The sequence below is a fragment of the Actinoplanes sp. NPDC023801 genome (assembly GCF_040639655.1).
In the GTDB taxonomy this organism is placed as follows: Bacteria; Actinomycetota; Actinomycetes; order Mycobacteriales; family Micromonosporaceae; genus Actinoplanes.
Window position 1 is genome coordinate 562,643 of sequence record NZ_JBFAAI010000002.1, and the last position, 19,319, is coordinate 581,961.

Genomic DNA, 19,319 nt, shown 5'->3' on the forward strand with positions numbered 1-19,319 from the left:
CGGGCCCGCCGCCGCCGGTCAGCTCCGGGCGTACCCGGGTGCCGGTTTCTTCTGCTGGTAAAGGCGCGCGTCGGCCACCGCGTAGAGGCCGTCGAAGTCGTCACCGTCCACACCGAGCACGGCGGCGCCGATGCTCGCGCCGGTCCGCGCGGCCAGCGCCGTACCCAGCTCGGCGGCCACCGCGAAAGCGTCGCCCCCGGCCAGCAGGACCACGAACTCGTCACCGCCGAGCCGGCCTACCACGTCCTGCGCACGCAGCCGGTCCCGCAGCGTCGCCGCCACCCATCGCAGCAGTTCATCCCCGGCCGCATGCCCGTAGGCGTCGTTGAGCCCTTTGAAGCCGTCCAGGTCGAGAACCAGCAGGGCGGTGTCCCCGCCGGTCCGCCGGCGGTCGGCCCGCTCGGCGGCGAACCGCTCGGCGAAACCACGCCGGTTCAGCACCTCGGTCAGCACGTCCACCCGCGACAGCCGGGTCAGCATCCGCCGCTGCCGGGCCGCCGACCTGCCCTGCAACGCGCAGGCCGTCGACGCGGCGGCCGTACCCAGCAGCTGGATCGCCATGAACCAGCCGCCCGGATCACCCACCAGCAGCCCGACCAGCACGTACAGTCCGCCCGCGGCGACCGCGACCGGCGCCGCGACCTCCGGGCGCATGCCGAGCATCAGCAGCGGAATCGAGATCAGCACGCCGATCCCGAGTGGCTGATCCACCCCGCGTCCAGGGTGGCGATCGCCGCACAACTTACGAACGCGCTGAAGGCGAACACCAGCATCAGCGGCCGCGCCAGGCGCGACCGGCTCAACCAGTCCGCACCGGCGACCAGCGCCACCCCCGTGACGAAGCCCCACAGCGACAACGCCACCATGCTCGCCCGGTGCGGGTGGTCGTTGGCCACCAGCACCACATAGACCAACGCCACACAGGTCTGCGTGATCGACATCCAGCCCGGGTCGGCGATCGAATACCGCCGTCGCTCCCGTGCCTCCACCTCCGGCACCGGACCGGACGGCCGGATCCCGGCACGGGCCCGCGCCACCGACGCGGCACACGGCGCGCGCCGGTCCCGTACCGCCTTGTCCCGGTAGAGCCGCTGGTCGGCGACGAGCAGCAGCTCGCTGTAGTCGCTTCCGTCGGCCGGGAACGTGGCATGCCCGAGACTGCCCGGCGCGCACGGCCGCAGTCGCTCCACCACGGCTTCCGCGTCCGCCGCGCCGGTACCCGGCAGCAGCATGGCGAACTCGTCACCGCCCTGCCGGCCTACGGCGTCCCGCGCCCGCAGGTCGGCGCGCAGCTCCTGGCCCGTCCAGGCGAGCAACTCGTCGCCGGTCCGGTGGCCGTACGTGTCGTTGGCCTCCTTGAAGCGGTCCAGGTCGAGCAGCACCAAGGTGACCGGGGTGCCGGTCCGCTGCGCCTCGGCCAACTCGGCCGTCACCGAGGCGTCGAACCCGCGCCGGTTCAGGCACCCGGTCAGTGGATCCGTGCGCGAGGTCTCGGCCAGCCGCCGCCGCAGCGACGCCAGCACCGCCGAATGCCGCAGGCAGAGAACCGCGACGCAGGCGAAAGCCAGGGAGTGCACCAGCGGAAACCCGGCCGGTGACGGATCACCGAAGACCATGACGATGACGTACGCGAAAGCACCCGCCGCCGCCGTCACCAGGAACATCCGGGGTGGCACCACGATCGCCATCAGCACCACCAGCAGCGGGACGAAGGTGCCCAGCGGTCCGGACACCCCACCGGCGAGCAGGCTCAACGCGGCCGTACCCGCCAGGCTCACACCGGCGGCCAGCTGCCTGGATCCAGATCCACCACCGGGTCCGGGCGATCCACCCGGCGGCCATCCAGGCCAGCACCGAGAAGCCGATCATCACGGCCGCCACCAGCAGCATCGCGCTGCGGTGCGGGGAGCTCCAGGTGCCGATCGCATAGGCCGCGGACAGCGTCGCCGGCACCGCGCCGTAGGCAGCGGAGGCCCGGAGCGACTGGCGGCGGGACCGCTGAGCCGTACCGGGGGAATCGCGCTTCACGACGCGGCACCTCCCTGGCTGAGCTGGACCCCGGCTCCATCGGCACGACGCCGCCCGCCTTGAGGCTTCCGGCTCCGCCGCCGGAGCCCGTCCCGCCCGGCAGACCGCACCGGCTGTCCGGATTCACCCGCTCGCGCAGTGATTCACCCACCTGGAACGTCCCGTTACCGGGGCTTTCCGTCGAGGCTGGGAGGGTCCGGTGACACAGGTGGGCACGGCAGGGGGACGCCGCATGCAGAGCCGGCTCCGCATCGCGGGCCATGGGGTGCAGCCGCTGCTGCTGATGTTCCCGCTCGGCCTCTTCTGGACAGCCTTCGTCTTCGACCTGGCCACGTTGCTCGGGGCGCCCGCCATGATCGGCACGGTGGCGTTCTGGAACCTGGTGGCCGGTCTGGGCGGCGGCCTGCTCGCCACCCTGACCGCCGGTTTCGACGCGACCACCGCGATCGGCCCGGCCGCCCGGATCTTCGTCCTGGCCCTGCTCCTCGACGCCGGGGTGCTGATCACCTTCGCCGTCCTCACCCTGATGCGGGTCCGCGATCCGGATCGCGCCGTGAACGCGAGCCTGCTCCTGGTCGAACTGGCCGGACTGGCGGCAGCGGGTTTCGGCGCGTGGTTCGGCGGCCGTCTCGCTGACCCGCGCGCTCCGGTCGCCGACCCGCGTCCGGCCCGGGCGGCCGGCCTGGGAGCCGCCGGCCTCTGGGCCAACGACCACAGCGCCGCCGATCACCCTTGACCAGGTGAGCCGATCACCTCGGCCGTCCGTCGATCCCGGCGGTGGTCCGCCACATCCCGGTCGTCCGTCATTCCGCGGCGGTCGTCCGTCACACCCCATTGTCGTACGTCACGCCGGGGCGTTACTCCGGCCCGGCGGCATCCTCGGTCCGGGTGGCCGCGAGCATGCGCCCGGCGATCCGGCGGGCGGCTTCGCGCAGCTCAGGGCCACCGAGGATCCGGTACGGCACGGAGATGGCCGGCAGCTGCCGGGCGTACCAGTACGGGCTGCTGGTGCTGCCGGTCAGCAGGGTGGTGCCGGGCTCGGGGCCGGGGCTCAGCGTGCCGAGGGCCGGGCCGGCCATGGCCGCCGCCTGTTCCGGTGGGGCCTCGATGAGGATCTCCGTCCGGTACTCCCAGCCGGTGGCCAGATGCTCGTCGAGGACGGCTATCGGGTCCAGTTCGGACGGTGGCAGGAACGGGTCGGCCAGCACCTCCACCGCGGTGACCCGATCGATCCGGTAGGCGCGACGGGCCCCGGCACTGTGCGAGTGGCAGAGCAGATACCACCGGCCGTGGCGAACCACGATCGCCCACGGGTCGGCGCCGGTCGTCCACTCGTTGCCGGCCTCGGAGCGGTAGCTCACCCGTACGACCAGATTCTGGGCACAGGCCTGCACCAGCCTCGAGGTGATCTCGGGGTCGGGCCGCGCAGCCGCCGGGTCGGGCGCCGGCGCCGCGGTACGCCGGACCGCTTCCACCTGGGCGCCCAGGCTCTCCGGCAGCACCCGGACTATCTTGCCGAGCGCGCTGCCGACCGGATCGGTGGTGTCGCCGGCCGCGTGGTGGCCGTCGAGGACCGCCATGACCAGGCCGAGCGCCTCCGCCTGGGTGAAGATCAGCGGGGCGGGCCCCGCGGCCGACGCGGTAGCCGCCGTACGGCCCTCGCACCGACTCGATCGGGATGCCGGCCTCACGCAGGATCGCGATGTAGCGGCGGGCGGCGCGTTCGGAGATGCCGCCGAGGCGTTCGGCGAGCCGGTCGGCGGTGATGCCGGGACTGCCCTGCACGGCCTCGAACGCCAGCAGTGCCCGCGCTGTCGGGCTCTCCACCGGATCCTCCCGCACTCTGCCTGTCTCGGATCCAGGTCTTTCCGGGTTTCAAGGCGTTCCGGATCCGGAAGTGGATTGTCCGGAACCGAGGCTAGCGTGCCGTCATGATTCCGATGGGACCACCCGCCGCCGGCACCGAGACCGAGACGCTGATCGGTGCGCTGGAGCGGCAGCGGCGCATCTTCGCCTGGAAGACCGGAGGGCTCGACGCCGCCGGGCTGGCCGTCACCGTCGCGGCCAGCATGATCACGCTTGATCGAGGAGTACGCCGGCCACGCCGACCTGATCCGTGAGTCGATCGACGGTCTGACCGGCGAGGATCTGCCGGACTGATCGACCGGTCAGGCGCCGGGGATCTCGAAGATCATGCAGCTCGAGGTGGCGTGGGCGATCAGCCGGCCGGCCGAGTCGGTGATGCGGGCCTCGGCGAGCGCGGTCCGCCGGCCGCGCTGCAGCACGGTGCCGGTGCAGAGCAGCCGGCCGGAGGCGATGGTGGCGGGGCGGAGGAACTTCACGTTCAGGTCCATGCTGGTGTAGCCCACTCCGGCGGGCAGGGTGCTGTGCACCGAGCAGGCGGCCGCGGTGTCGAGCAGGGTGGAGAGGACTCCGCCGTGCACCGAGCCGAGCGGGTTGTAGTGGAACTCCTGCGGCTCCAGCTCGAGGGTGACGCTGCCCTCCTCGGCGTGAATGCCGGCCGCGCCGATCAGATGCATGATCGGCGGCGGCGGGAGCTCCCCGGTGGACATGGCGTTCAGAATCTCCATCCCGCTGCGGCGGCCGAGCTGGCTCGCGTGCTCGGCCGGGTCGCTCCAGCCGAACGTACGGGTGCGGGCGGCATCCTGAGTCTGCGTCATGGATGCAGGCTTGCAGAGGCTTGCTGCATCTGTCAACGAGACTTAGCCTTCCTCACATGTCTTCTCCCCCGGCCCTGAACTGGTCCGTCGACAACTGCACCGTCGAACGAGCGATGGGCATCCTCGGCGAGAAATGGGCCCTCGTCGTGCTGCGCGAGGTGTTCTCCGGCATCCGGCGCTTCGACGACATGCGGGTCCGCACCGGCATCCCCCGGCAGGTCCTCACCAATCGGCTGAGCACGCTCGTCGAGAACGGGGTGCTGCACCGCGAGCCGTACCGGGAACCCGGCTCACGCGTCCGCCACGAGTACCGGCTCACCGAGAAGGGCTTCGACCTCTATCCGGTCATGATCGCGCTGGCCGAGTGGGGCAACCGCTACCTGGCCGACCCGGAGGGCCCACCCATCCAGTACGCCCATCGCGACTGCGGCGCCGAACTGCACCTCGCCGTGACCTGTGCCGGCGGTCACCTGGTCGAGAAGAGGCGGGAGATCCAGCCCCGTCCCGGTCCCGGGGCCCGGCTACGCTCGGCCGATGCTGAACGCTGAGCAGGCCGCCGACTACGTCAGCCGGTACGACGGCGTCGATCCGGGCGTCCTCAGTGACGGGTCCTGGCTGCTGGACCGCCCCGAGTTCTGGGCCGGGCTGCTCGACGGCTCCGCCGACACCGACCTGGTCGAGGCCGTGCTCGACCGCTGCCCCGAGCCACTGGGACTCTGGGACGAGGTGGCCGCGTCCGGCCGCTGGCCGGTGCTGCGCCTCGGCGCCGGTGACTCCGATCTCGCCGTCGTCGAATGGCACGGCCCCGACCACGAGGGCGGCCTCGACTTCGTGGTCCTCCCGCACGGCACCGGCCGGTGCCTCAGTGTCGCCTCGGTCGAGGGCCACGGCTGGGGACCCGGCCTCTCCTGGCCCGAGGCGCTCCGGCTGGTCGACCTCGGCACCCTGGGCACCCCCGCGCAGCGGCTGCTCCTGCTGCAGCCGGCCATCGGCGACGCCGGCGCGCCGGAGACCGCCGCCGCCCTGCTCGCCGACGCACTGATCGCCGTCTGTGCGCCCGGCGCGAGCCCGGCCGTCGCCCTGGAGACGGCCCGCCAACTGCTCGACCGTCCGGCGCGCTGGTTCCGTCAGGACGGCGCGCTGATCTGCGACGCCGAGACCTCGCCGCGCCGGGGCGGTGGCTTCCCGCCCGACGACCTGCTCCTGATCACCCGCGCCCTCGGCGGATAACCACGTGACGCCCCAGCGCCCGCTGCGGCTTCACGCGCCCAAGAACCGCGACGAGGTGATCCGCACGATCCGCCGCCTGCGTGCGACGGCCGGATAGCTCACCCGGCGAACCCTTCACGGACACGGCCCCGCCGGGATCACCATGCGGTCATCGGTTCCCCGCCGGCCTTCGCGCGGCCGCCGGGTAATCGCCGGTCAGCGTGACGCGCTCAGCGGCAGGCCGCGGACCAGCATGCGGTGCGAGCGCCAGCCCGGGAACGGGACGAGGTCGCCGACGTGCTCGAACTTGAGCCGCTGCAACGCGTGCCACACCCGGGTGTTGGTCTCGGCCACCGCGAGCGAGACGCGCTCCTCCTTCCGCTGGCCCAGAAGATCGGCCACCATGCGTACGCCCAGCCGGTGCCGTTGATGTGCGGGGTCGACGAACGCCTCACAGATGGCGAACGTGCGGCCCTCCCACTCCACGGCCAGGTCGGGATCGTGCACATCGGTCAGGTCGCGCCACCAGAGGGTCTCCGGCGGCAGGCGACAGCCCATCACCGTGCCGACGAGCTCACCGTCCACGTAGCCGAGTGCGGCCTGGAAGCCGGGCGCCTCGGCGGTCCAGCGCAGACGGTCCTCGACCGACGGTTCGCTGTGGTCGGTCAGGTGCAGGTCGGTGGCGTGCACCTGGCGGTACACCTTGGCCAGTTCATCGAGGTCGACCTTCTCGGCAAGGACGACAGAACTAATTGTTTCAGACATTTCGAATCACGCGTGCCCCCACGCCTGAACCTCCGTTAACTAGATAAGGTAAGGCTTACCTAATCAGAGGTTCATTCGCATTGGCAAATCCGGCCGGCCGACGGCCTCGGTTTCCGCTCGGGCCCCGGCTTGCGCACGCATCCAGCGCTCGTGGGCTCCGGCGACACGTGGAAAGAGAACGGCCCGATCCTCCGGCGAGAGGACGATGCCGAAAATGTCGGCGAGCGCATCGAAATAGGCCTTCGGATCGGACAGTTCGGAACGGGCGGGATCGGCGCCGATCCGGGTCAGCGTCAGGCCACGCAGCACGTCGGCGCCGGTCGCGTCCCGGCGGGCGGCCATCGCCACCTGGACGAAGCCGGAATCCGGTGACGTCGAGAGCTCGACGTGCCTCTCCTGGAACTCCGACATGCGGGCGGGCTCGGCCCGGAAATCCATCCCCCGGAAGCCAGCCGACGGATCGTGGTCGAATCGCCACCCGCCCGGCGCCACCTCGGACGCGCGAAGACCGTACCGGAAGGGCCCGCTCTGGTGGACTCCCTCGACCAGCGGAAGGGGGCCGTGCAGGCCGTCACCCATACCGAGGTCCACCAGCCAGTCGCCGTCCGGCGACTCGTCCGACGGCAGACCCGAGACCGTGAGGACCAGGTGGTTGGCGGTGATCTCGGGAGCCGGCGCGTCATTCCCCTGAACCCCGCCGACGTGACGGGTGACCCGGTAGCCCAGGGCACGCAACAGTGCCGAGAAGGCGCCGTTGAGGTGATAGCAGTAGCCACCACGGCCGCTCACGATGCGCCGGACCGAGTCGGCCGGGCAGATCGTCGTCGGCCGGTCGAGGTGGATCTCCAAGCATTCGTAGGGCACCCGCTCGGCATGCGTCCGGTGCAGCGCACACAGAGCCGGGACGCTCGGCTCGTGGCCGGCCAGCTCGGGCAGGCCGAGGCGGGCCAGATAACCGGTGACGTCGATCTCCGCGGACATGGGCACACGCTAACGGCCGGGTACGACATCCCGGCCCGCCGGGGACGTGCCTACGATCCTCGGATGACGATCAGCGGCACCCGGGCCCGGCGGCCGGTCATCACCCTGCTGGTCGTCTGCCAGAGCACCATCGGACTGATCTTCGGTGGGATCGGGTTGTTCCTGCCGCTGATCCGTGCCGATCTCGGCCTCACCTTCACCGAGGCCGGCACGCTCGCCGCGGCGAGCAATCTGACGTACGCGCTGATGCAGGTCCCGTCCGGCTACCTGGCCGACCGGTTCACCCCGCGACGGCTGTTCGTCATCGGGCTGGCCGGGATGAATCTGCTGGCCGCGCTCTTCGCCGTGCTCGACTCGTACGCGCTGCTCCTGATCGATCAGGCCCTGGCCGGATTCTTTCGGGCCCTCGTCTTCACGCCCGGCATGCTGCTGATGACCGAGCTGTTCCCGCCCGGCCGGCGAGCCACCGCCATGGGCCTCTACGTGGTCGGCGGGTTCTCGTCGAACATCCTGCTCAGCGCGGTCGGCCCGCTCCTGGTCGGCCCGCTCGGCTGGCGGCTGCTGTTCCTGCTGTTCGCCGTATCCGGCCTGGTCGCACTGGCGCTCTACCGGTTCCTCGCCGGGCCGGCACCCCAGCGGCCACGCACCGGCCCGGTCCGGTTCGCCGAACTGCCGGGTCTCGTCCGGCAGCGGATCGTGCGGCTCACCGGCGTCATCCAGTTCACCCGGCTGGCCGTGGCGCAGGGCTTCACCTTCTGGCTGCCCACCTACCTGGTCGTCGACCGGGGTCAATCACTGGCGACGGCCGGGCTCGTCGCCGCCCTCGCCTCGGCCATCAGCGCACCGGTCAACTACCTCGGCGGGTATCTGTCCGACCGGATCAACCGGCCACTCCTGGTCATCGGCGGATCCCTGGCCGTGCTCACGGTCGGCATGACCCTGCTCACCCTGGTTCCCGGCATGCTCGGCGTACTCGGGGTCGTCGCGCTGATCTCGGTGGCGATCCAGGTCTACTTCGGGCCCCTCTTCGCCCTCCCGCTCCAGGTCCTCGGCGACCGCAACGCCGGACTGATCAGCGGATTCGGCAACTTCTGCGCCAACCTGGGGAGCTTCGCCTTCGTGTACGCGCTGGGCGCCGTCAAGGACGCCACCGGTTCGTTCCGGGCCGGTTTCCTCAGTCTCGCGGTGCTGTGCGTCGTCGCTCTTCTCGCCACCTGGCGGACGCGCCCGCTGATCAACAGGCCACACACCGCTCCCCGATGAGACCGGCGGTCCCGAACTGGTGGGACACCTGCGCCCGGCGTTGGTGGAACACCTGCGCCCTGCGTTTGAAAGCGCTCCAAGTTAAGCTCTCGGCGGGACGCCTCACCTAAGGATGAACGCCATGCTGATGGCTCTTCTGCTCGACGCCGCCAACATCGTCGGTGGCCTCCTGCTCGCCATTCCCCTGCTCGGACGTTTCCCGGTGATCGCCCGCCTCACCGCCCGCATCGCGAACTGGCGCTGGCTGATCGGGATCGTCGCCCTCGTGGCGGGCGGCTACTTCCTCATCGTCCACCTGATCTCCGGGCCCCACCTGTTCCACTTCGAGGTCGTCGGCATCGCCGTAGGCGTGATCCTCACCTGGGAGCGACTCACCGGCCGCCGATCGGTCGTCCCGGCAGCGGCCGCCGCCACGGCGCCCGGCACATCGGGCCACGATGCCGGCCTGAGCGGTGCTGCCCCGGCGCCGTCCCGCACCGCGCCGGCCGATCTGGCGGGGCCGGCCCTGCTCGTCGCCGTCTTCGGCATCATCGCGATCATCGTGGGCATCCAGGGCCTGTTCACCCCGAACTGATCCGCCGGCCGGCCCCGGGGTGCGTTCCCCGGCGGAAGGCGCCGCCCAGACCGACGCCGGCCCGGCAACTCACGAGGCCGACCCGATCACGTCCGGCGAGCTCGCCACCGCGGCCCGGAGAGCCACCGCGAACCGGAAGGCGCTCGGCCTCCCCGACCCACGGCGGCAGGCTTCCACCTGGTCCGCCCGCTACACCGAGTAGGCGGTAGTGAGCCGTCGCAGGCACGGAAACACTACGCCGAAGTACGCGTGAGATAAGGGACGCGGCCGTTTCAGGGTGTGGGGAACGGATGGCGAAGCGGGTCGTAGGTGTCGCGGTAGGTACGGGCGCCTATCGCCGGGAGGATCAGGTGGCGCAGCCAGGACGGCAGGGCCGCGGCACGGGAGAAACGGTCGGTGGCGGCCTGGACGTGGGCCACCCGGTCGCGGCGGAGGCGTTCGTAGTGGGCGCCCGCATCGTTCCAGTCGGTGGTGGCCAGCAGTTCCGCCAGGACCAGCGCGTCCTCGACGGCGAGGGCCGCCCCCTGGGCCCATACGGGCGCGGTGGCGTGTGCGGCATCGCCGATGATCACGCAGCGACCGTGTGACCAGGTGGAGGTGCGCACCTCCTCGATCGGGGAGTGATAGGGATCGGTCATGCTGTCCAGCACCGCGCGGACCGGGGCCGGATAGTCGCGGAAGTTCGTTCGCAGCCAGGACTCGTCGGCGCTGACCGGGCCACCGGTGGTGGCCGAGGCGTACCCGTAGACCTGATGATCGTCGACCGGGATGAGCAGGAACGCGCCGCCGGGGCCGGTCCAGAGCGTCCAGCAGTCGACGCCGGGGTTCGGCGCCATGAAACGCCAGCTGGCGGCGCTGAGCAGGGCCAATCGGGTGCCATTCCCCGCGCCGCCGCGGGCGGTACGATCCGCGGAAGGAAAGCGCGCGGCACCGCCCGCGGAAGGAAAGCGCGCGGCACCGCCCGCGGAAGGGAAGCCGTCGCCGCGGGTGGGCCGATCCGCGATATCGGAACCGAGGGCGGTCGCCCGGACCACCGAGCGGACACCGTCAGCACCGGCGACGAAGCCGTACCGCTGCCCGGTGTCGTCGCCGAATTCGACCTCGGCTCCACCGGTGACCGGCCGGACGGCGGTGACCGGCAGCGGCCGCCGGACGGTGGCGTCGAGGCCATCGGCGAGGAGTGCCAGCAGGTCGGACCGGCGTACGCATCGGGGCCGCGCCTCCGGCCCCCAGAAGGCGTCCTCGTCGACGGAGAAGAGGAGCCGGTCACGGCTCGATCGGTATTCGCGGCGTCCGGTCGGGCGGCCGAGTTTCGCGAGACCGTCGGCGAGGCCGAGTGCGGCGAAGGCGGCGACCGCGTTACCCGGCAGGTTGATCGCCAGACCGCCGCCGTCGTCGATGCCGCGTTCGGCCACGGTCGCCGGAATGTCGCGGCGGCCCAGCGCCCGCGCCAGTGCGAGGCCCGCGATGCCGCCGCCCACCACAAGTACGTCCATGACGAACCAGGCTCCCCCTCATCGACGCCCGTCGGAGCGAAGTGCCCATAACCGGACAGTGCCGGGTACGGCTGACGCCCGCCGAGCCGGAAGCGTCGGCGGGCGTGCCGGGCGGCGTAAGGCTAGTGGCGCAGCTTCAGGTCGAGCCAGACCAGCCGGTGGTCGGAGGTCGGGAAGCCGTTGACCGGCGCCCACTCGGGCCCGTAGACACCGCTCAGCCGCGACAGTGGATCTGCCTTGACCGGCCAGAACACGCCGGCCCCACGGACCTTCAGGCCCTTGCGGGGCAGCACGTAGTCGGCCCGCAGGTTGCCGGGCGCCGTGTCGGAGAAGTCGGCCGTGTCGTGGGCCGGGTTCCCGGTGTGGGTGAGGTTCGCTCCGCCCTGCAGGGTGGCCGCCTCGGCGGCGCCGGCGCTGGCCGGGGTGACCCGGGTGTTGATCAGCGGGTGGCCGAGCAGCTGCTCGATGGCGTCGCTGGTGGAGTCGCCGTCGTTGGGGTCGGCGTTCTGGTCGCCGGCGATCACGAAGTCCGAGCCGGGGCGCAGGCCGCCACGACGTCCACGGTCGTCGTAGATGTAGGACGACGTACGGCCGGGGGTGATGTAGTCGGCCCAGAAGCGGATCTCGTCGTGGTTGCGGCGCCCGTTGCGGTCCTCGGGGCCGTCGAAGGTGGGCGGCGTCGGGTGCGAGGTGAGGAAGTGCACGGTCCGCTTGCCGATCCTGATCGGTACGTCCCAGTGGCTCTTCGACGACAGGCGCAGCACGGCCTGCTCCTCGGCCGAGTAGAAGTCGGCGGGGAGCAGGTTGCCGGGCATGTCCTTCCATTTGAAGTGCTGGAAGGTCCGGATCGACCGGTGGTCGATCGGGTACTTGGAGTAGACGACCATGCCGTACTGGCCGGGGAAGAGCCCGAAGCCGTACGAGTCGTCACCGTACGAGCCGTCGCCGGGCGTGGTGTCGGCGACGCCGTTGTTGTTGAGGTCGAAGCCGGAGGCGATGCCGGTGTTGGACGGGGCGACGTAGCGGTATCGGTATCGCTGGGCGGGCGCGCCGTTCTGGGAGACGGCGAGGAAGTTCTCGGCGAAGAGCCGGGCGGCCTCGGGGTCGTAGTCGAACTCGTTGATCAGTACGACGTCGGGTGCGGCTCGCTGGATCACCTCGGCCACGTTGCGTGCCTGGCGGCGGTAGACGTCGTCGACGCCGGGGTTGGCCAGGTGCTCGCGGAGCAGACCTTCGGACGGCCGGTTCAGGGACAGGTTGTATGTCGCGAACCGCACCTCGGAGGAGCCCGCGAGGGCGGGCGCCGGAACGGCGACGAGAGCCGCGCCGAGCAGTGCGGTGACGAGAAGACGCTTCATTTCTGAAGTGACTACCCGTCCGTGCGGGGCCGGCGCAATGGCGTTCACCGATCCGCCACCGGGAATTCTCACCACACCAGGGTTCCGGCGGTCAGGACGGCGGCGACGATCGGCAGCGCGACCCGGGGCGCGCTGTCCTGGGAGAGCAGGCGCAGGCCGGCGACGACCGTCATGAGGATGACGAGTACGACCGCGGAGGCGATGCCGAGCGGAGGCACGGCGAGTCCGGCCGCGATCCCGAGGCCGCCCAGGATCAGCAGCGCGGAGCAGGTGCGGTATTCCGACAGCGAGACCCCGAAGTGGTACGCCGCAGCGTGTTGCTCCTCCGGCGCGGCGGTGAGGCGGGCGATGCCCTGGACGCCGAAGAAGACGATGACGATGCCGGCCAGCACGGTGTTCACACCCGCAGGCTAGTTTTCGTGCTCACCCGTGTGCAACATCGTGTGACCGGACTCGCGGTGAGCGCAATCGGACCGTCTCCTCGGCGGCGGCGGCCGGCAGACCGGCGGCGACCAGCACCGCGACCGCGGCGCGGCTGCCGTCATCGGTCCACAGCTCGTCGTTGACCGCCCGCATCATGGCCAGCGTCATCGCCTGCAGGGCCGAACCGAGCACCGGCAGCGGCAGATGGGTGGCGAACCGGCCGCCCGCGCGGGCCCGCTCCAGCAGCGCGTAGCTCTGCGCCGCGACGGGCAGCAGCAGCTCCCGGATTCCGGCCATGCCGAGGTTGCTCTCGGCCAGGGAGATCAGCAGGCGGTACTCCTCGCCGGCCGTCCACAGGGTGAGCACGAAGTCGGCGAGGGCGACCTCCGGCTCGAGAGCGTCCCGGTCGGTACGGCTGAGCGCCTCCAGCAGATCCGCGGAGCACTTGCCGGCCAGCCCGGCCAGCAGCTCGTCCCGGTTCGGGAAGTGGGCGTAGACCGTGCGCCGAACCACACCGGCGGCCTGGGCCAGGTCGTCCATGCTGGCGGCGGGTTGCCGGGCGAGCAGGGCCCGCGCCGCCCGGAGGATGCGGTCCCGGTTCTCCTCGGCGTCGCGCCGCCGCCCGCGCGTGGTCATTCGGCCGCCTTCTCCCAGATGACACCTTCCCGATCTTCGAGAATAGGGTCGGGCGCGCCCGGCACGGCCGCCGGCACCGATACATAGATGAGATTCAAATAAGGACGCTTCGGGCGGTAGCGTAGGTAAATGGTGCTGTGGTCCCCCCGGAGCCTGCGAGCCCTGCTGACCGGCGCGGGGCCGGACGGCCGGGCCGAGGCACTGACCGAGCTGAAGGTCGCGATCGCCGGCCGGGAGGCCCGGCTGAACCCGGCGCTCGCCCCGGCCGACGCCGAGATCGCCCGGATCGCCACCGTGCTGCTCGACGATCTCGCCGAGCCGCACCTGCTGCAGGTACGCTCGGTGGACCGCCCGGACGCCACCCGTCTCACCACGACCGCGGCCGGCCGGCAGCTGCGGGACACCCAGCTGCGGCACGCCGACCGGATGCGCCGGCAGGCTATCGGGGTGCTCTGCGCCGAGCCGCCGTCGGTCACCGAGGCCACTCACGTGCGCTACCTGACCACCGCCACCGGGATGCTGGCGTTCGGCGACTACTACGAGCTGATCGCACTGATCGTGACGTTCCCCTTCGACGGGCCGGGCGACCCGCGGGCGGTCCGGGGCGCCCGCGAGATGGCCATGGCGGGTCACGCCACCTCGGCCACCCGGATGCTCTTCGAGGTGGACCTGGTGGCACCGGCGATGGACCTGACCTACCAGAGCATGTGGGTACGGATGATGGCCGACACCCGGGAGCGGGAGCTGCGCCCCATGATCCGGCAGTGGCGACGGTGGGCGGGGATCGCCGCATAGCCGGGCCACAGTGGAGGACAAGGTCTTGACGCCTTTCCTGTGAGCGCTAACACTCTGGCAACACCCCCGTTACCCGCCCGACAACCGGAGACGACGGGCACGGCTGTCCTCAGCAGGGAGACACATGCAGATGAGCAGGCGCTTCGGGCGCCGTTCCCGATTCGTGTTAGCGCCCCTCACCACACTGGCCGTGATGACCGGCGTGCTCGCGGCGCCGACCACGGCGGCCGCCGCCGGCGGGCTGGTCCTCTGGTACAAACTCGACGAGGTGGGCGGCTCGGTCGCCACCGACTCGTCGGGCCACGGCCGGGACGGTGTCGTGGCCGGCACCGCAGGCTGGTCCGGTACGCAGGGCCTGGAACTCAACGGCAGCGACACGTACATCAAGGCGCCGGACGATCTCCTCAGGACACTGGACTCGATCAGCGTCTCGTTCGACGTGAAGATCGACCCGGCGCAGGCCACGCCGTACTTCCTCTACGGCTTCGGCAACACCGACACCACCACCGGGTACGGCAACGGCTACCTGTTCGCGACCGGCAACGCGTACCGGAACGCGATCTCGCTGGTGAACTGGACCGGCGAGCAGAGCACCCGCCCCGCCGACGGCCACAACCTGGCGCGCGGTGCCTGGAAGACGGTCACCTACACGCAGACCGGGACGACCGGCACGCTGTACGAGGACGGCGTCGCGGTGGCCACCAACACCTCGATCAGCGTCCTGCCCAGCGCGATCGGCGGCGGCACGACGACCGCGAACTACTTCGGCAAGTCGGCCTACAGCGGCGACCGGCTGCTCAAGGGCCGGCTGCGGGACGTCCGCGTCTACGACCGGGCGCTGAACCCGGCCGAGGTGGAGACGCTGGCCGCCCCCGCGAACGCCGAGTCGGTCGCCGCCGACGCGGCGGCGCTCGACCTGGGCGACACGAGCGGTCTCACCGCTGATCTGCATCTGCCGGCGACCGCCGCGTACGGCTCCAAGGTCACCTGGAGCAGCAGCGACGGTGACGTGATCACCGACGCCGGGAGGATCCTCCGGCCGGCCGCCGGTGAGCCGGACGCGCACGCCACGCTCACCGCGACGCTGCGCCGCGGCGCCTCGCAGGACACCAAGACCTTCCCGGTCACCGTCAAGGCCGCCCTGGACGACCCGGCCGGCGCGGAGGCCGCGGCCAAGGCGTTGAAGATCGACAACCTTGACGACGTACGGGGGAACCTGACCCTGCCCGCGACGGCGACGTGGGTCTCCAGTGACCCGGCAACCATCTCGGCCACCGGTGAGGTGCACCGTCCCGCCCACGGGCAGCCGTCGGAATCGGTCACGCTCACCGCGACCGTCACCTACGGCACCGCCACCGCGACCCGCGAGTTCACCGCGACGGTGCCCGCCCTGCCGAAGCCGGAGCCCTACGAGGGCTACCTGTTCAGCTATTTCACCGGTGAGGGCTACCCGGACGGCGAACAGGTCTACAACGCGCTCAGCAACGGCAACAACGCGCTGAGCTGGCGTGAGATCAACAACGGCAACCCGGTGCTGACCTCGACGCTCGGCACCGAGGGCCTGCGCGACCCGTTCATCATCCGTTCGCCGGAGGGCGACAAGTTCTACCAGATCGCGACCGACCTGAAGATCCACGGCAACGGCGACTGGGACGCCTCGCAGCGCACCGGCAGTAAGTCGATCATGGTGTGGGAGTCGACCGACCTGGTCAACTGGACCGACCAGCGCCTCGTCAAGGTCTCCCCCGGCACGGCCGGCAACACCTGGGCACCGGAGGCTTTCTACTCCCGGGAGCTGGGCGCCTACGTGGTCTTCTGGGCCTCGAAGCTCTACGCCGCAAACGATCCGGACCACACCGGCAACACCTACAACAAGATGATGTACGCGACCACGCGCGACTTCCACACGTTCAGCGAGCCGAGGGTGTGGAAGGACCCCGGCTACTCGGTGATCGACTCCACGGTGATCGAGCACGACGGCGTCTACCACCGGATCACCAAGGACGAGCGGAACAACTCGTCGACTTCGCCGTGCAGCAAGTTCCTGATCCAGGAGAAGTCGGCCGACCTGCTGAGCACCGACTGGGACTTCGAGGGCGAGTGCATCGGCCAGGGTGCGCTCAGTCAGGGCGAGGGCCCGCTGGTGTTCAAGTCGAACACCCCCGATTCACAGGGCAACGACAAGTGGTATCTGTACATCGACGAGTACGGCGGCCGCGGGTACGTCCCGTTCTCGACGACCGATCTGAACTCGGGCAAGTGGACGCCCGAGCCGACGTACACGATGCCGTCGCGCCCGCGCCACGGCACGATCCTGCCGGTCACCAAGGCCGAGTACGACCGGATCTCCGCGAAGTACGAGGAGCCCCCCACGCCGTCGATCGGGTTGCGGCTGCGCTACCAGTTCGACGAGACCAGCGGCACGGTCGCCCGGGACACCTCGGGCAACGACTTCAACGGCACCTACGTCCGCACCCCGGCGTGGGGCACCGGCGTCCAGGACGGCTCGTTCAAGATGTCCGGCGGGACGAGCTCGCCGTATGTCACCATTCCGAACGGCGTGCTCAAGGGCGCGAGCGCGGTGACGGTCTCGGTCTGGGCCAAGTGGACCGCCTCGACGGTCAACCAGTGGATCTACGGTCTCGGCCCGGACAGCAACAAGTACCTGTTCACCGGTCCGCGCAACGGCAGCAACGTGCTCTTCTCGGCGATCACGACCGGGTCGTGGCAGGCGGAGTCGCAACTGTCGCACAGCGCCGCCCTGCCCGCCGGCAGCTGGCAGCATCTCGCCGTCACGATCGACGGTTCGAACGCGGCCATGTATCTCAACGGCACCAAGGTCGCGGGTGCGACCGGGGTGACCGTCAAACCGTCCGACCTGTACGACGCGTCGAAGAACTACAGCGGCTACGTCGGTCGTTCGCTGTACGCCGCGGATCCGTACTACGCCGGTGAGGTCGACGACTTCCGGATCTACGACACGGCGCTGTCCGCCGCGGAGATTCTGGAGCTCGCCGGGCGTACGACATCGATCGGAGGGGTTTCCCTTCCCGAGCTGAAGGCCGAGGCGCTGATCGACGACGCCACGTCGACGGTGAAGTTGCCGGTCAGACCCGGAACCGATGTCACGTCGCTGGCGCCGTCCTTCACCCTGGCGCGGGGAAGCACCATCACCCCGGCCACGCCTCAGGACTTCACGAAGCCGGTGACCTACACGGTGACGGCGCCCGGCGGGGCGTCCCGGCAGTGGACCGTCCAGGCGCTGGTCATGAAGTCGCCGATCCTCCCGGGACTGAACGCCGACCCGAACATCTCGGTGTTCGGCGACACGTTCTGGATCCACGCGACCACCGACGGGTTCGCCGGCTGGTCGGGCACCCAGTTCAAGGCGTGGTCGTCGAAGGACCTCGTCAACTGGACCGACCACGGGGTGATCCTGGACCTCGGGCCGGACGTGAGCTGGGCCGACAACAGCGCGTGGGCACCGGCGATCGCGTCTCGTGGCGGCAAGTATTACTTCTACTTCTCCGGGGGCCTGGCCAGCGGCAACACGGCCAAGCACCTGGGTGTGGCGGTGGCCGACTCGCCGACCGGGCCGTTCACCGACGCGCTCGGCAAGCCGCTCGTCGCGGGCGGCACCTACGCCGGTCAGATGATCGACCCGGCGGTGTTCACCGACGACGACGGGAAGTCGTATCTGTACTGGGGCAACGGCAACTCGTACCAGGTCCCGCTGAACGACGACATGGTGTCGTTCGACCCCGCGCTGGTGAAGACGTACAGGCCCGCGAACTACAACGAGGGCAGCTTCGTCATCAAGCGGAACGGCGTCTACTACTTCATGTGGTCGGAGAACGACACCCGCAGCGCCGACTACCGGGTGGCGTACGCGACCGGCTCGTCCCCGCTCGGGCCGTGGAGCGACCGGGCCGGCGTGATCCTGTCGAAGGACACGTCGCTGGGCATCCTCGGCACCGGCCACCACTCGGTGGTCCAGGTCCCCGGCTCCGACGACTGGTACACCGCCTATCACCGGTTCGCGATCCCGGGCGGCGACGGCACGCACCGCGAGACCACGATCGACCGCCTCGAGTTCGCCGCCGACGGGGCGATCGAGCCGGTCGTGCCGACGCTGGAGAGCATCGCGCCGGTGACGGTCGCCGGTGCCGGGCCGGACACCGGCGGGCCCGAGGGCAGCGCCATCGCCCTGGCCGGGAGGGTCTCCAACGACGCGAACCGGCCGGCCTGGACGGTGGACGGCACCGGCTGTTCCTTCGCCGACCCGCACGCTGCCGCGACCACGCTGACCTGTGCCGACAACGGCTCCTACCGGGTCACGCTGACCGCCGGGAGCAGCAGCGACGCGGCGACGGTCACGGTGATCAACGCCGCTCCGGTGGTCACGGTTCCGGGCGGGCGCCCGGCTCCGGACGCTCCGGTCGCGGTCGGCACCGAGGTGGTCCGCAAGGTCACGGTCCGCGACGCGGGCGCCGACATCCTCGGCTGTACGGCCACGTGGGGTGACGGGTCGGCGTCGGCCGGGACGATCGCCGGCGGCGTGTGCACGGTGAAGCACAGGTACACGACCGCGGGTCTCCACCGGCCGTCGGTCACGGTCCGCGACGACGACGGGGCCTCGGTCGCCGGGGTGCTGCCGTTCACGGCCGTCCACCAGCCGAAGGCGGGTCACGTGACGGGCAGCGGCTGGAGCCGGACGACGGACTTCGCGTTCACGGCCCGCTCCGGCAAGGGCATCGGGAAGGCGTGGATCAGCACGCCGAAGGGTGTCGTCGAGTCGGCGGACCTGACGCCGCTGCTGGTCCGCGGGCCGGTGGCGTCGCTGCTCGGCAGCGCGACGATCGACGGCGTGTCCGGTTACCGGGTGCTGATCACGGTTGTCGACGGCCGGAAGGACCTCATCTCGATCAGGGTCTGGCAGGCCCGTACCGGAAAGGTCGTCCATGAGGTGACCGACACCGACCTGGACGGCGGCGGCATCGTCGTCTGACGCGGTGGGAGCGGGCCGGGTGCATCCCGGCCCGCTCCGATTGACATCCACATCGCCAAATGTTTACGTAAACATCCCACCCCGCCAGAACCCAGCGCTGTA

At 70.8% G+C, this 19,319-nt stretch carries 19 protein-coding genes and 1 pseudogene; 9 read left to right on the forward strand and 11 right to left on the reverse strand.

Translation table 11 applies throughout. The features are described 5' to 3' along the window. Positions 1-18: 18 nt before the first annotated feature. Positions 19-711: a GGDEF domain-containing protein gene (locus AB0G04_RS07005; RefSeq protein ID WP_360977731.1), complete on the reverse strand. Its 693-nt coding sequence runs from the start codon at positions 709-711 to the stop codon at positions 19-21. Further along, complete coding sequence (locus AB0G04_RS07010; protein WP_360977734.1) at positions 681-1,778, reverse strand: GGDEF domain-containing protein; 1,098 nt, start codon at positions 1,776-1,778, stop codon at positions 681-683. Before AB0G04_RS07010 ends, AB0G04_RS07005 begins: the two co-directional genes overlap by 31 nt. A gap of 482 nt (positions 1,779-2,260) precedes the next feature. Between AB0G04_RS07010 and AB0G04_RS07015 the strand changes: the two genes are divergently transcribed. Then, positions 2,261-2,764, forward strand: a complete 504-nt coding sequence (locus tag AB0G04_RS07015) for a DUF2231 domain-containing protein (RefSeq protein WP_360977737.1) — start codon at positions 2,261-2,263, stop codon at positions 2,762-2,764. 121 nt (positions 2,765-2,885) lie between these two features. Here AB0G04_RS07015 and AB0G04_RS07020 read toward each other — a convergent pair whose 3' ends face one another. Next, positions 2,886-3,719, reverse strand: a complete 834-nt coding sequence (locus AB0G04_RS07020; protein ID WP_360977740.1) for a WYL domain-containing protein — start codon at positions 3,717-3,719, stop codon at positions 2,886-2,888. A 7-nt stretch (positions 3,720-3,726) separates the two neighbouring features. Next, positions 3,727-3,870 (reverse strand): annotated as a pseudogene (locus tag AB0G04_RS07025) (ArsR family transcriptional regulator); the annotation flags it as partial. A gap of 89 nt (positions 3,871-3,959) precedes the next feature. Between AB0G04_RS07025 and AB0G04_RS07030 the strand changes: the two are divergent. Continuing rightward, entirely contained in the window at positions 3,960-4,148 is a 189-nt protein-coding gene (locus tag AB0G04_RS07030) for a hypothetical protein (protein WP_360977743.1), read from the forward strand. Between the two features lie 48 nt (positions 4,149-4,196). On the opposite strand, the gene AB0G04_RS07035 is transcribed toward AB0G04_RS07030, so the two are convergent. Continuing rightward, entirely contained in the window at positions 4,197-4,709 is a 513-nt protein-coding gene (locus AB0G04_RS07035) for a PaaI family thioesterase (protein ID WP_360977746.1), read from the reverse strand. Between the two features lie 56 nt (positions 4,710-4,765). Here AB0G04_RS07035 and AB0G04_RS07040 point away from each other — a divergent pair, with 56 nt between their 5' ends. Next, positions 4,766-5,257, forward strand: coding sequence for a helix-turn-helix domain-containing protein (locus AB0G04_RS07040; protein ID WP_360977749.1), 492 nt, complete (start codon positions 4,766-4,768; stop codon positions 5,255-5,257). Next, entirely contained in the window at positions 5,244-5,939 is a 696-nt protein-coding gene (locus tag AB0G04_RS07045; RefSeq protein ID WP_360977752.1) for a hypothetical protein, read from the forward strand. The genes AB0G04_RS07040 and AB0G04_RS07045 overlap by 14 nt, the downstream gene beginning before the upstream one ends. A 195-nt stretch (positions 5,940-6,134) precedes the next feature. Here the strand turns inward: AB0G04_RS07045 and AB0G04_RS07050 are convergent, their stop codons facing one another. Together AB0G04_RS07050 and AB0G04_RS07055 are read right to left on the reverse strand one after the other, a co-directional pair. Next, entirely contained in the window at positions 6,135-6,683 is a 549-nt protein-coding gene (locus AB0G04_RS07050) for a GNAT family N-acetyltransferase (RefSeq protein ID WP_360977755.1), read from the reverse strand. Positions 6,684-6,746: 63 nt separating this feature from the next. Further along, positions 6,747-7,664 (reverse strand): arylamine N-acetyltransferase, encoded by a 918-nt coding sequence (locus AB0G04_RS07055; protein WP_360977758.1) that lies wholly within the window; start codon positions 7,662-7,664, stop codon positions 6,747-6,749. 63 nt (positions 7,665-7,727) lie between these two features. Here AB0G04_RS07055 and AB0G04_RS07060 point away from each other — a divergent pair, with 63 nt between their 5' ends. The 3 genes from AB0G04_RS07060 (at position 7,728) to AB0G04_RS07070 (ending at position 9,703) form a co-directional block, all read left to right on the forward strand. Continuing rightward, complete coding sequence (locus tag AB0G04_RS07060) at positions 7,728-8,927, forward strand: MFS transporter (protein ID WP_360977760.1); 1,200 nt, start codon at positions 7,728-7,730, stop codon at positions 8,925-8,927. Between the two features lie 121 nt (positions 8,928-9,048). Continuing rightward, positions 9,049-9,501 (forward strand): hypothetical protein, encoded by a 453-nt coding sequence (locus AB0G04_RS07065; protein ID WP_360977763.1) that lies wholly within the window; start codon positions 9,049-9,051, stop codon positions 9,499-9,501. Positions 9,502-9,520: 19 nt separating this feature from the next. After that, a complete protein-coding gene (locus AB0G04_RS07070; protein ID WP_360977766.1) occupies positions 9,521-9,703 on the forward strand; it encodes a hypothetical protein in 183 nt (60 codons plus the stop codon). A 70-nt stretch (positions 9,704-9,773) separates the two neighbouring features. Here the strand turns inward: AB0G04_RS07070 and AB0G04_RS07075 are convergent, their stop codons facing one another. The 4 genes from AB0G04_RS07075 to AB0G04_RS07090 all read right to left on the reverse strand — a co-directional run bounded on the left by AB0G04_RS07075 (position 9,774) and on the right by AB0G04_RS07090 (position 13,414). Beyond that, the gene (locus AB0G04_RS07075; protein WP_360977769.1) at positions 9,774-10,997 is read right to left on the reverse strand and encodes an FAD-dependent monooxygenase; all 1,224 of its coding nucleotides are present in this window, start codon (positions 10,995-10,997) and stop codon (positions 9,774-9,776) included. Positions 10,998-11,119: 122 nt separating this feature from the next. Beyond that, positions 11,120-12,355, reverse strand: a complete 1,236-nt coding sequence (locus AB0G04_RS07080) for an endonuclease/exonuclease/phosphatase family protein (RefSeq protein WP_360977772.1) — start codon at positions 12,353-12,355, stop codon at positions 11,120-11,122. A 68-nt stretch (positions 12,356-12,423) separates the two neighbouring features. After that, positions 12,424-12,756: a DoxX family protein gene (locus AB0G04_RS07085; protein ID WP_360977775.1), complete on the reverse strand. Its 333-nt coding sequence runs from the start codon at positions 12,754-12,756 to the stop codon at positions 12,424-12,426. A gap of 22 nt (positions 12,757-12,778) precedes the next feature. Further along, positions 12,779-13,414, reverse strand: a complete 636-nt coding sequence (locus AB0G04_RS07090; protein ID WP_360977778.1) for a TetR/AcrR family transcriptional regulator — start codon at positions 13,412-13,414, stop codon at positions 12,779-12,781. A 129-nt stretch (positions 13,415-13,543) separates the two neighbouring features. On the opposite strand from AB0G04_RS07090, the gene AB0G04_RS07095 reads away from it, so the two are divergent. Both AB0G04_RS07095 and AB0G04_RS07100 read left to right on the forward strand, forming a co-directional pair. After that, complete coding sequence (locus tag AB0G04_RS07095; protein ID WP_360977781.1) at positions 13,544-14,209, forward strand: hypothetical protein; 666 nt, start codon at positions 13,544-13,546, stop codon at positions 14,207-14,209. Between the two features lie 193 nt (positions 14,210-14,402). After that, complete coding sequence (locus tag AB0G04_RS07100) at positions 14,403-19,217, forward strand: family 43 glycosylhydrolase (RefSeq protein ID WP_360977784.1); 4,815 nt, start codon at positions 14,403-14,405, stop codon at positions 19,215-19,217. Positions 19,218-19,319: the final 102 nt, after the last annotated feature.